This window comes from Paenibacillus darwinianus (assembly GCF_000598065.1).
In the GTDB taxonomy this organism is placed as follows: Bacteria; Bacillota; Bacilli; order Paenibacillales; family Paenibacillaceae; genus Paenibacillus_I; species Paenibacillus_I darwinianus.
Window position 1 is genome coordinate 9,760 of the sequence record NZ_KK082127.1, and the last position, 10,810, is coordinate 20,569.

At 58.0% G+C, this 10,810-nt stretch carries 12 protein-coding genes and 1 pseudogene; 3 read left to right on the forward strand and 10 right to left on the reverse strand.

All coding sequences use genetic code 11. The annotated features are described in order from the left end of the window. A partial coding sequence (locus BG52_RS01240) for a pirin family protein (protein ID WP_036666702.1) occupies positions 1-749 on the reverse strand: 749 nt, incomplete at its 3' end. 317 nt (positions 750-1,066) lie between these two features. Here BG52_RS01240 and BG52_RS15055 point away from each other — a divergent pair. After that, positions 1,067-1,225, forward strand: coding sequence for an aspartyl-phosphate phosphatase Spo0E family protein (locus tag BG52_RS15055; RefSeq protein WP_081793472.1), 159 nt, complete (start codon positions 1,067-1,069; stop codon positions 1,223-1,225). A gap of 85 nt (positions 1,226-1,310) precedes the next feature. On the opposite strand, the gene BG52_RS01245 is transcribed toward BG52_RS15055, so the two are convergent. The 4 genes from BG52_RS01245 to BG52_RS01255 all read right to left on the reverse strand — a co-directional run bounded on the left by BG52_RS01245 (position 1,311) and on the right by BG52_RS01255 (position 3,170). Then, a complete protein-coding gene (locus tag BG52_RS01245; RefSeq protein WP_036666671.1) occupies positions 1,311-1,496 on the reverse strand; it encodes a hypothetical protein in 186 nt (61 codons plus the stop codon). 74 nt (positions 1,497-1,570) lie between these two features. Next, positions 1,571-2,197, reverse strand: a complete 627-nt coding sequence (locus BG52_RS01250) for an SOS response-associated peptidase (protein ID WP_036579503.1) — start codon at positions 2,195-2,197, stop codon at positions 1,571-1,573. Between the two features lie 200 nt (positions 2,198-2,397). Next, a complete protein-coding gene (locus BG52_RS15820; protein WP_190287432.1) occupies positions 2,398-2,547 on the reverse strand; it encodes a hypothetical protein in 150 nt (49 codons plus the stop codon). Between the two features lie 89 nt (positions 2,548-2,636). Beyond that, positions 2,637-3,170: a hypothetical protein gene (locus BG52_RS01255; protein WP_036579506.1), complete on the reverse strand. Its 534-nt coding sequence runs from the start codon at positions 3,168-3,170 to the stop codon at positions 2,637-2,639. Positions 3,171-3,405: 235 nt separating this feature from the next. Here BG52_RS01255 and BG52_RS01260 point away from each other — a divergent pair, with 235 nt between their 5' ends. Next, the gene (locus BG52_RS01260) at positions 3,406-4,392 is read left to right on the forward strand and encodes a YpdA family putative bacillithiol disulfide reductase (RefSeq protein WP_036579507.1); all 987 of its coding nucleotides are present in this window, start codon (positions 3,406-3,408) and stop codon (positions 4,390-4,392) included. A gap of 101 nt (positions 4,393-4,493) precedes the next feature. Here BG52_RS01260 and BG52_RS01265 read toward each other — a convergent pair whose 3' ends face one another. The 3 genes from BG52_RS01265 to BG52_RS01275 are packed head-to-tail and all read right to left on the reverse strand — an operon-like array spanning position 4,494 to position 8,086. Continuing rightward, positions 4,494-4,721, reverse strand: a complete 228-nt coding sequence (locus BG52_RS01265) for a hypothetical protein (protein ID WP_036579509.1) — start codon at positions 4,719-4,721, stop codon at positions 4,494-4,496. A 12-nt stretch (positions 4,722-4,733) separates the two neighbouring features. Beyond that, complete coding sequence (locus BG52_RS01270) at positions 4,734-7,040, reverse strand: thiamine pyrophosphate-dependent enzyme (RefSeq protein WP_036579511.1); 2,307 nt, start codon at positions 7,038-7,040, stop codon at positions 4,734-4,736. Positions 7,041-7,081: 41 nt separating this feature from the next. Next, the gene (locus BG52_RS01275) at positions 7,082-8,086 is read right to left on the reverse strand and encodes a 2-oxoacid:acceptor oxidoreductase family protein (protein WP_036579512.1); all 1,005 of its coding nucleotides are present in this window, start codon (positions 8,084-8,086) and stop codon (positions 7,082-7,084) included. A gap of 381 nt (positions 8,087-8,467) precedes the next feature. On the opposite strand from BG52_RS01275, the gene BG52_RS01280 reads away from it, so the two are divergent. Continuing rightward, positions 8,468-9,814, forward strand: a complete 1,347-nt coding sequence (locus tag BG52_RS01280; RefSeq protein WP_036579515.1) for an MFS transporter — start codon at positions 8,468-8,470, stop codon at positions 9,812-9,814. Positions 9,815-9,869: 55 nt separating this feature from the next. Here the strand turns inward: BG52_RS01280 and BG52_RS01285 are convergent, their stop codons facing one another. Both BG52_RS01285 and BG52_RS15825 read right to left on the reverse strand, forming a co-directional pair. Then, positions 9,870-10,622 carry an SDR family NAD(P)-dependent oxidoreductase gene (locus BG52_RS01285; protein ID WP_036579518.1) on the reverse strand — a complete coding sequence of 251 codons (753 nt, stop codon included), beginning with the start codon at positions 10,620-10,622 and terminating at the stop codon, positions 9,870-9,872. Beyond that, a pseudogene (locus BG52_RS15825) lies at positions 10,619-10,810 on the reverse strand (hypothetical protein); the annotation flags it as partial. The pseudogene BG52_RS15825 and the gene BG52_RS01285, both read right to left, overlap by 4 nt.

Consider the following 10,810-nt stretch of genomic DNA (forward strand, 5'->3'; position numbering starts at 1 on the left):
CCGGCGTAGAGCAGCACGCGAAGCTTCGTGTCTGCGGCAATCGTCAGTTCGCTCGGCCGGCCATCCTCTCCGGGCGCAAGCATAAGCGCTTGCCGCTGCGAACCTTTGACGCCTTCACTGCCGAAACGGCCTTCTCCCTCCAATACGAAGAAAAAACCGTTATAGCCGCCCGGCAGCTCCTGCTTCACCGTTACCCCCGGCTCAAGCTGGAATTCCACCATCGTCACCGGCACGACATTGACGGTCGGCGCCGTTACATCGCCCGACGAGCCGGAGAACACGCGGATCTTCGCCCCCGGCTCCTCGCGCAACGGCATGTTCGCCGCACGCAGGTTCTGGTACCGGGGCTCCGTCATTTTCTCTTCGCTCGGCAAATTCACCCAGAGCTGCAGGGAATGCACCGTTTCGCCCTCACCGGGATCTTCCTTATGAATGACGCCCCGTCCGGCCGTCATCCACTGGGCGTCGCCGGGCAGCAGCTCGTCCTTGTCGCCGGATTTGTTGTCGTAATGCTCCAGCCTTCCTTCCATCACGTACGTGACAGTCTCGATCCCGCGGTGCGGATGCACGTCGAACGAGCCTCTGCCGAACCAATCCTCCGCCAGCAGCAGAAATGGATCATGCTCCTCGAAATGTCCGGGACCGGGCTCCAGAATCAAGCTGTTCTGGTGCGCAGGACTAATGTAATTTTTGTGCGCGTTCCAGACGCGTTTGATGCCGCGCTGCGTCGGTTGCCGATTATCGCTCATTGTTCTTCCTCCCATGCTGCCTCTCGCCATATCAGCGGCAAGGGCGGTTGCTAAGAGTATAGGACTACGGCTTACAAAAATCAAGTAGCTATACAACTAGTCGACAGCGAGCGACAGCATCCGATTAAGCGGGGTGACGATGGCCTCAAGTTTGTCCGCTAAAGGTCCGATTTCCATGTCGGATTCGTTTCACGGCCGCGCGCATGCTGTAATGAGGGGGTGGCGCCTGTTATAAAATCTCATAGTTCCTTTATTCTTTCCTCACAATTATCGATTAAGATGAGGTTGTCCGAAAATAACCGGAATTGGGTGATGACATGGAACTCCAGGAACAAATATACCAAATGAAAAGAGAATTGCTTCAAATCGCCGAGCGCAACCGGATGAACCTTCTTCATCCCGAGGTTATCCGGGCAAGTCAAGAGCTGGATACTCTGATCGTGAAATCGATGAGACCAGGTGCCAAAACGGCCTGAAGCGCTGCTGCGGATGCTCCACAGCGATCACATATCAATCAGAAACAGCCTCCGAATCCCTAAGCGATTCGGAGGCTGTCGTCGTTCAGCGTATGATCGTCCATCTTCTGCCATCCCATTTGACCGTATCTCCCGCCGCCGTTCCGCCCTCGGCTCTGCCAGCGTCAAGACGCACATCCTTGCCGTTCGCGCGAAGCCAAAGCGACTCGCCCTCCCGCCTGATAACAAGCGCCGTCCGTTCGACAGCGCAGCGTGATTTTTTGTCATTCACTTGCCCCGGCCCCTTCCGATGCATCCTCTTGCACAGAGGGTAGCATATCGAACCTGAGCTGTCACGTGGCTTTCTTAGTGGAAAAAAAGCGGTGCCGGCTCCGTCGTTTCGAGAACGAGCTTCAGCCTGTCTGCGCCGATTGGCCCAAGCCGGTTCTGCCACAGCGTTTTGTCACGCAGTGAGGGATCAAGCCATGCTTCCCTGGTCTCCGGCTCAAGGAAGAGCGGCACGCCGCTAAAATAAGCGCCGGCCTCGCCTGCGGGCGCCGTCGTCACGATCGTGAAGGAACGGTGCAAGCCGCCGCGCGGATCAATCCGCTCTTCGTAAATGCCCGCCATGCCGAATAACGCCCGATCCTTGACGGTGAGAAGGGCCTGACGCTTCACTTTGCCGTCGTCCTGCATGCGGCGGGTGAGCGCGGTGCCGGGTACGACACAACGCTGCTTTTTCACGATCCGGTCAAAAATCGGCTTGGACAAAACGCCGCTCAGATCGGCATGAACCGAATCCTTCGCCCAGAAAGGAAACAGGCCCCAGCGGGATTCGACAAGCATGCGCTCCCGCTTCCGACCTACAATAATCGGCACATCCTCCGTCGGCTCTATGCGGCTGCGGGGCTCATGCACCGCAATGACCTTATTTATTTCGAAATGATCCCGTATTTCCTCCAACCCGGCTGTTAGGGCAAACGACTCGTTCATGGCACACTCTCCTTTGGCTTACAGTATCCGCCAAAAGAAGCAGCCTATGCATCGCCCAGTCCCGGCAACGTGCGGCAGCAACGCCGAATCAGCCTCTGTGCGGCAATTTGGTTCACTTCGCGCCCATAAAAGCCGAGTCGTTGCCGCACAAAAAAACGCCTTGCCCGATTGCAAGACGCTTTCCGTTTGCATTTGAGAGGTCAGGTTTCGATAATCTCGTCCAGCTCGCTGTCGCTGCGGTCCAGGCGGCTGTCCCCCTGAATTTCCGTTGCGGCCTCGATCTGCTGCTGCAGCTGCTCCTCGGTCTGGCCGATGCCGTGCGCACCCTGATGGTTGCGGCTTGTCGCCATATCAGTCGCCTCCTCCATATCATACGAACAGGAGTATTATGGGCCATACGCCTGAAAAAGATGAGTGTAGGCCCAGCTCCGCTTCGTTTCTACAGATCCCGGCTCGTTTCCCAGTCCAGCCCGGCCATGCCGCCCTCGACCGCAAATTCGAAATCCTCAATGTCGTAAACCTGAACCGGCGCTTCCGATTCGATGATGCGGTCCTGCAGCTCGAGCTGATCGGTCAGCATCGGAATCTGCAGCCTGCTGGCCGTCAAAATTTGCTCCGTCTCGATCGGATCGAATCCATCCCCGAACTGGGCATTGTCCATCGCGTTCATGATAATGAACGACACGTTCTCGTTCAAAATCAGCGGGGAGCTTTCGCGCCAAGGCACCTGGAGCGCGCGTTCGATCTTTTTCCGGTTGAGCGGGTCTTGGAAAAATTCGATCAGTTCGCCGATTTTGCTCTTCACATGCCGGTCGTCCTCCGGATCGTCCATGACCGGCTCGGCGCCTTCTTTCATATCGTATAATTCCATAACAGTCGAATAAGGGATTACATAATCGACCGGATGGTTCGGCACGAGCAGCTGCCCGTATGTCGCCACCATCACGGCTTCGATGACAAAACGCCGACGCATGGGTAATTCCTCCTTGTCAGTAAACACAATACAGCATTTCCCGCATCCGTTCAACCTCGGCCGGAGCTCCCGGGAGCTTCCGGACGACGGCCTGTGAGACGTGTGCACAATAACTTGTACTTCATTATACAACATTCCTCCTGCCGTACACAGGTCGTTTCGTTGATTGTGACCGCCTGCAGATAGTACAATAGGATTGTTTCGCGCCTATTGAAGGCGCTAGGAGGTTATTTTCATGCATACCGAACGCGTAATCATTATCGGCGCCGGACCGTGCGGCCTGGCTGCTGCGATCGAGCTGCAGCAGGCGGGGCTCGATCCGCTCATTATCGAAAAGCAGAACGTCGTCCATTCGATTTCGCAGTACCCCGTCTACCTGCAATTTTTCAGTTCGCCGGAGCTGCTGGAGATCGGAGATATACCGTTTACCACGGCAGGCGACAAGCCCAGTCGGATCGAAGCGTTGAATTATTACCGGAGCGTCGCCCTGCGCCGCGAGGTGCGGATGCATACGTATTCGGAGGTGACAAGGCTGGTGCCGCTGCCGAATGGCCGCTTCTCGCTGGAGGCCCGCAACCGGTACGGCAAGCCGCTCCGTTACGAGGCCGAGCGCGTCGTCATCGCTACCGGCTATTTTGACCATCCGAATCTGCTCGGCATTCCGGGCGAGGAGCTCGACAAGGTCAGCCACTTTTTCCGCGAGGCCCATCCGTACACGCGCACCAGGGTCGCCATCATCGGCGGCAGCAACTCGGCGATCGACGCCGCCCTGGAGCTGGAGCGGGTCGGCGCAGAGGTAACCGTGGTGTACCGGGGAGCGGATTATGCGTCAGGTATCAAGCCTTGGGTGCTGCCGCTGTTTGAGAGCAAGGTCGCGAAAGGGCATATTCGCATGATGTTCGCTTCAAGGGTGATTGCGATCGAAGAGGAATCGGTTACGGTGTCGAGTGCCGAAGGCGAGGAACGGCTCCCGAACGATTTTGTGCTGGCGCTCACCGGCTTCCACCCGGACCGCAGATTTCTGTCGGACGCAGGCGTCCGCATCGAGCCGGAAGGTTGGCCGTTTTTCGACGAGCAGACGATGGAAACGAACGTGCCCGGCGTCTTTCTGGCAGGCGTCGTCGCTTCCAGGCGCGAGGCGAATGAAATTTTCATCGAAACGGGAAGGTTTCACGGCCGCAAAATCGCCGCCCACCTGATGCGCGAGAGCGAGTCCCGCTGAGGAGCCGCTCCTGGCTCTTTTGCACGAATGAAAAAGCGCCGCGGCGAGTGCCGTCGGCGCTATCTTTTTTTCACACTGCTGCGCTTCCATCTGTTAACCGTTCAAGTCCGGTGCCTTGCCTGCAGATCATAGCCGTCGCGCGCCAGCAGACGCACCGCCTCATCGGCCTCCGGTTCGTCGTATTGCTGTAAATAGATGCGATAATCCTCCAAAAACCGGCGAACGGCCGCGAAGCCTTCCTCCATCAGTCCCGTCCCGAATGCGGCTTCCCCTCCCGGCGCAGCCGTACGGAAGACTGCGAACGTCAATCCGCTTATCGTCATCGACATGTTTGCCATCCTTTACAAATAAGGGCTTTCGTGCTTCGCCTTCAACCTCTGCCAGCGCCGTTCGACCTCATCCTCGAACGATTTCAGCGCCTCGGCGTATTCGGGACGGGTCATATGCTTCGTCTTGCCCATGTTTTTAAGCCAATCCGCAAGCGGGATCCGCTTCCCCTTTTCCTCCGGGTTGTGCGTGATGTTCGTGATGCCCTGCTCCACCTCATACAGCGGGAAAAAGCAGGCGTTGACGGCATCGTCGATCAGCGTCTGGCCGATCTTCTCCTCGGAGAGCCAATTCAGCGGACACGTGATCAGAATTTTACCATAGACGAGCCCTTCGTTCTGAGCGTAATACTGCGCCTTCGCCGCCTTGCGCAGCAAATCCTGCGGCACCGACTCCGAGCCTGTGAACACGTACGGAATGTTCGTGGCGGCCATGATCTGCGCCGTGTCCTTGTGGTGGAACAGCTTGCCGCCCTGATGCTTGCCGACGTTAGACGTCGAGGTGCGGTGGCCGAGCGGCGTCGAATACGACAGCTGCGCTCCCGTGTTCATGTATCCCTCGTTGTCATATTCCAGAATGATCATCTTATGATTGCGGAGCGCGCTGCCGATGGCCGGCCCCATGCCGATGTCCATCCCGCCGTCCCCCGTAATCATGACAAACGTGAAATCCTCCCGCAGGCCGAGACCGTCAAGCTCGCCGCGGCGCTTGCGCTCCCAGAACATCTCCACCACACCGGACAGCGTCGCGGCGCCGTTCTGGAACAAATTGTGAATGTACGTCGCCTTATGCGACGAATACGGGAAGCCGGTCGTGACGACCATCGCGCAGCCGGTCTGGTATAGCGCGACGATATCGCCCTCGATGCCCTTGAAGAACAGCTCCAATCCGGAGAAAATGCCGCAGCCCGGGCAGGCCCCGTGTCCGGGCGCCAGCCGCTTCGGCTTCTTTGTCAGCTGGCGTACGGGCGGCACCTTGACCTTCAGCTTGCCGGTCGTCTCGTCGCGCTCGGCCGTAATCAGCCCGGTCTTCAAATCCTCGAAACGGAGCGGCTCAAGGACGCGCTTCGGCGCTTTGTCCGGATCGCCCGCCGTGTGGCCGTAATAATCGAACGGCACTTCCACATAGCCCTTCTCGGCCGCATCAATCGCCAGGCGGAAGAAATGATGGCCGTCTTCCGCATAGAAGTCTTTGCCGCCGAGTCCATAGATGCGGCTGATTACTTTGGTCGCCGCGTTGCCGTGCGTGAACAGCGCGGCCTTGATTTCATTCGTCATATTTCCGCCGTGTCCACCGTACGAATCGGCCCGGTCGCCGATCGTAACCGCCTTGACGCCGCGAAGCGCCTCGGCAATTTCCTTCTGCGGGAACGGCCGAATCATGTTCGGCGCGATCGAACCGGCCTTGATGCCCTGTTCACGAAGCTGGTCGACGACATCCTTGATGATCTCCGAGGCCGAGTTCATCAGGAACACCGCCACCTCGGCATCCTCCATCCGGTACAGGTCGAGAATCGGATAATCGCGGCCGGTCAGCAGCGCGTACTCCTGACGGATTCTGTCATATACGTCTCCCGCCCGGTACATCGCCATCGTCTGTTGATAGCAGTTGTTGATATAGTCCGGCTCGTTCATGTACGGGCCTACCGTAATCGGATTGTTGCGGTCCAGCACATGGGCGAAGCCGGACGGCGGCAGTTCGCCGACGAACCGGTGCACGTCCGCGCGATGCGCGAACGTCTGCACGCGGCGCTTCTGGTGAGAGGTGAAGTAGCCGTCGGACGCCACCAATACCGGAAGGCGGACCTCCGGGTCCTCCGCCAGCTTGATCGCGATGATGTTCATATCGTAAACCGCCTGAGGGTCCCGGCACATGAGAATCGGCCAGCCCGTGTTAAGCGCAAAATACAAATCGGAGTGGTCGCCGTGAATATCGAGCGGACCGGATACCGAACGGCATACGAGGTTCATGACCATCGGAAAGCGCGTGCCCGATTGAACCGGCATCTGCTCAAGCATATAGAGATAGCCATTCGAGCTCGTCGCGTTGAACACCCGCCCGCCCGCAGCGGAAGCGCCATAGCAGATGCCCGCCGAGCCGTGCTCGCCGTCGGCTGGAATCAGCTTGATGTCATGCTGGCCGTTCGCCTTCATCAGGTCGAGGAATTGCGCGACCTCCGTCGACGGCGAGATCGGAAAATAACCCATCACGTGGTAGTTGATCTGATGCGCCGCGTAGGCCGCCATTTCGTTGCCGGATTCATAGACCATCCGCTGCTCCACCAGGCCGCCAGACAGCTCCTTATTGATTTCGATTGCCATTACATGCTCACCTCGCCATAAGTTTGGGTCCGTTCAAGCCGTCAATCGGCCAATATAAACCGGTGGGGCACACGTTTCGCGTCCCCATAGCCGTCCGTCTCACGTTCCGACACGAGCGCCTCCGTAGGGCAGGCGACCACACATTTCAGGCAGCCTTTGCAATACTGGTAATCGATCCCCTGCAGAAACATCTGGGGTCGTCCCTTCTTGTCCGGCTGCTCCTCCCAAACGAAGCAAAAGTCCGGGCAGGCCGTATCGCAGGCCGCGCAATGGATGCACTTCTCATCGTCGAAATGCGGCATCATGCCCTGGCGCGAAATGCTCAAATCTTTCAGAATGCTGTTGCCGGGATTCGTGATCATGCCGCCCATCGGCTGCGTCACCCATCCGAGCGCCGGGATATCCCATCTGGTCGGTAGCGGCATGGCCGCGCCATCCGGCAGACCGAAGCTTTGCGACCTGACCTCGTTGTAGCCGCGGTCGAACGTGCGAAGCGCGGGCTCGACGGCCTGCGGATACTTTTTCTCAAGCGACTTGCGGATAATTCCTTTCATATGCTCGGCATCGAGAAAATCGCAAAGGCGGAACAAGGCGCCCAGCATGGCCATGTTAACGCGGTTGTTCTCATCGAGGGCAATGCCCGTTGCGTCGACGACCGCCAGCGTGCCGCCGAGCATGTTCAATTTGTCCTTCAGCACCTCTGGCGATTTCGCCGAATTGACAAGCACCATGCTGTCCTCGTAAATGCCGCTGATGACGTTGACCGTTTTGGACAGGTTTTCGTGAAAAATGCCTACGATGTGCGGCCGTTCTACCGGTGTCGTGTCGCGAATATTGACGTCCAGACCGCAAAACCGGATATGCGCTTTAACGGGCGAACCCTTTTTCTCCGAGCCGTATGAGGAAAAACTCACCCCGTTGAAACCGCTTCCCACAACGCCAGCCTCAGCCAGCATTTTGCCAGCCAGGTTCGCGCCCAAGCCCCCGATCGACTCCAGACGGATTTCGAAAAATCCAAGCTCATTCGTCTTCGGTAGAATTGCCATGTCCCCACTCCTTTGTCGAATAGTCCGAATTGTCAGTGTTACGTGTCAAGTTGCAAAAATTAGAAAATTCCATCTATAAGTATATCAGCTTATACCGGTACCGAATAGAGTGTTCGTCCGAGCAGCTGCAATTTCTTTTATTTTTCGCATCGTCTTGCACAGAGCTCCGCCCGGTTTTCGTAGGGAACGGCTCTATATGTATATGCCGCCGGAACGGCAATTTTACCGTGGTCTTGCGGCGATGCAATGCGCGGATGCCAAAACGGCGTTCATATGTTACGATAGTATACGTTTTCCGTATCATCCCATTTTACCGCGAATGCCCGCAGTCCGCGCCGGTGCTCCGGACCCCGCCCATTCGACAGCAAGGAGACGATTAAGATGAAAAGCCGCAAATTAGCCGTAATGTCCAGTATCGTGCTTGCCATGCTGGTCGCTTCCATGGATTCCACCATTATGAACACGACAATGCCGGTCATCGCCGAGGAATTGAACGGACGGTCGCTGTTTGCATGGTCGTTTACCTCTTACATGATATTCGCCACCGTCCTGGCGCCGCTCGCGGGAAGAATCTCCGACCTGTTCGGCCGCAAACGCATTTTCGGCTTCGGCATCATCCTGTTTCTGCTCGGCTCGCTCCTGAGCGGGATGGCGGATACGATGCTGCAGCTCGTTCTGTTCCGCGCCGTTCAGGGCATCGGGGCGGGCGTCATGATGCCGTTCCCGATCATCATAGCAGGCGATTTGTATCCGGTTGAACAGCGCGGTAAAATCCAGGCGTTGTTCACCGCGATGTGGGGCTTGTCGGCCGTTCTCGCCCCGCTGCTCGGCGCCGTTTTCGTGGAACAGCTGAACTGGCGTTGGATATTTTACATCAACATTCCGATCTGCATCATTTCGTTCCTTCTGCTGCTCGGCTATAAAGAGGTCTACGAGCCGAAGCGCGCCAAGGTCGATGTTTTCGGCTCCGTCCTTTTTGCCGTCGGAATCAGCCTGCTGCTGGCCGCCACGACGATTGAGACGTATCCTTACGCGTATGCCGCGGCGGGAGCGCTCGTGCTCGTGTTTTTCTTTCTGTATGAGAAGCGCCATGCGTCGCCGATCGTTCCGCTGACGCTGTTCCGTAACAAGCCGGTTCGCTGGATGATCATCAACGGCTTCACCGCCTGCAGCGCCTTGTTCGGCACCTCCAGCTACGTGCCTCTGTTCCTGCAGGAAAACGGATACAGCCTGTTCGAAAGCGGGGTCTCGCTGCTGAGCATGTCGGCAGGCTGGATGATCACGGCGACGCCGGCCGGCAAATGGGTGCTTCGTTACGGCTACGCCCGCCTGCTGCTGATTAGCAACGGCATTATCCTGGTTTCGGGCGCGCTGCTCGCGCTGCTTGGACCCAATACCGGCTTCTGGTATGTGTTCTTCGCCTTGTTCGTGCAGGGAGCCGGCTTCGGGCTGCTGTTCACGGTCGGCATCATCGGCTCCCAGCAGCTTGTTGCGCCGCATGAGAAAGGCGTTTCGGCGTCGCTTCAAATGTTCGGGCGCAACATTGGTACGGCGATCGGCGTCACGATCATGGGCAGCCTGCTCATCAACGCACCGGATTTCATGCAAGGTATCCGAAATCTGTTTGTTTATGGACTGATCGCGATGTCCCTGGCCATGGTCACCGCACTATTCGTCAGCAACCCGGAGGAAGCGGGCAACGCAGCCGCCCAGCGCGCGGCGAAATAACAGCCGAAACGAAAAAACCGGACATGCCGCCTTATCGGGCGTTATGTCCGGTTTCTCATTCTTCATAAATCATTTTTCTCGTCATGCCGCCATCGACCGTGACGTTCGTCCCATTGATGAAAACGTTGGCCGGGTCCGACAGGAAAAGGCACGCCCGCGCAATATCGTCCGGCTTGCCTACCCGGCCGGACCAGTGCTGCGAGTGATCGGCGTCCCGCAGCGCGTCGTAATTCCCGGTCTCGATCCAGCCCGGGCTGATGCAGTTGACGGTAATGCCGTCATCGGCAAACGACGCGGCCATGGCATGCGTCAAAGCGGCTATGCCGCCTTTGGTCGCCGCGTAAGCTTCCGTGTGCGGCTCGGACATATAGGCGCGCGTCGAGGAAATATTGATGATCCTCCCGCCGCCTCGGGTACGCATTCTTCTGCCCGCTTCGCGCGCGCACAGGAACGTTCCGCGCAGGTTGACGTTGATGACGCTGTCCCAGTCCTCCACCGTGAGCTCATACGGACTCTTGTTAATGCCAAAGCCGGCATTATTGATCAGGACGTCCGGCGCGTATCCGGCTTCGTCCAACTGCTCGAACAGCGAGGTTATTTCCGATGGTTTTGCCAGATCGGCCGCCAGAAACCGGACAGCCGCCGCTTGCACGCGGCCCCCGATCGCTGCGGCTGCCGCCTCGCCGCGGGAAGCCTCCACATCGGTCATCGCCACGCGATAACCGGCTTCGGCATACGCTTCCGACAACCGGCTGCCGATCCCGCCGGCCGCGCCGGTAATCAATACCGTTCTCTGCTCCTTGGTCATAGCGGCCCTCCCCCTTCGGCGTACGAACGCAGTTTTTCGATACGTATGCCCATCTCTTCCTTCCAGCCTTCGGCCAATCCCGGAACGGCCTGCAGGCGCTCCGCTCCCTCCAGGCTCATCCGGTCGAACATCATAATCCGCACCGCTTCATAAACGGACAGCCGCACCGGCTGGCGCACGATGCGCGT

Bases quoted from the DNA above. Each gene is read 5' to 3' on its own strand.
- BG52_RS15055 (WP_081793472.1), top strand. From the start codon at position 1,067: ATGGAACTCCAGGAACAAATATACCAAATGAAAAGAGAATTGCTTCAA.
- BG52_RS01250 (WP_036579503.1), bottom strand. From the start codon at position 2,197: ATGAACGAGTCGTTTGCCCTAACAGCCGGGTTGGAGGAAATACGGGAT.
- BG52_RS15820 (WP_190287432.1), bottom strand. From the start codon at position 2,547: ATGGCGACAAGCCGCAACCATCAGGGTGCGCACGGCATCGGCCAGACC.
- BG52_RS01255 (WP_036579506.1), bottom strand. From the start codon at position 3,170: ATGCGTCGGCGTTTTGTCATCGAAGCCGTGATGGTGGCGACATACGGG.
- BG52_RS01260 (WP_036579507.1), top strand. From the start codon at position 3,406: ATGCATACCGAACGCGTAATCATTATCGGCGCCGGACCGTGCGGCCTG.
- BG52_RS01265 (WP_036579509.1), bottom strand. From the start codon at position 4,721: ATGTCGATGACGATAAGCGGATTGACGTTCGCAGTCTTCCGTACGGCT.
- BG52_RS01270 (WP_036579511.1), bottom strand. From the start codon at position 7,040: ATGGCAATCGAAATCAATAAGGAGCTGTCTGGCGGCCTGGTGGAGCAG.
- BG52_RS01275 (WP_036579512.1), bottom strand. From the start codon at position 8,086: ATGGCAATTCTACCGAAGACGAATGAGCTTGGATTTTTCGAAATCCGT.
- BG52_RS01280 (WP_036579515.1), top strand. From the start codon at position 8,468: ATGAAAAGCCGCAAATTAGCCGTAATGTCCAGTATCGTGCTTGCCATG.
- BG52_RS01285 (WP_036579518.1), bottom strand. From the start codon at position 10,622: ATGACCAAGGAGCAGAGAACGGTATTGATTACCGGCGCGGCCGGCGGG.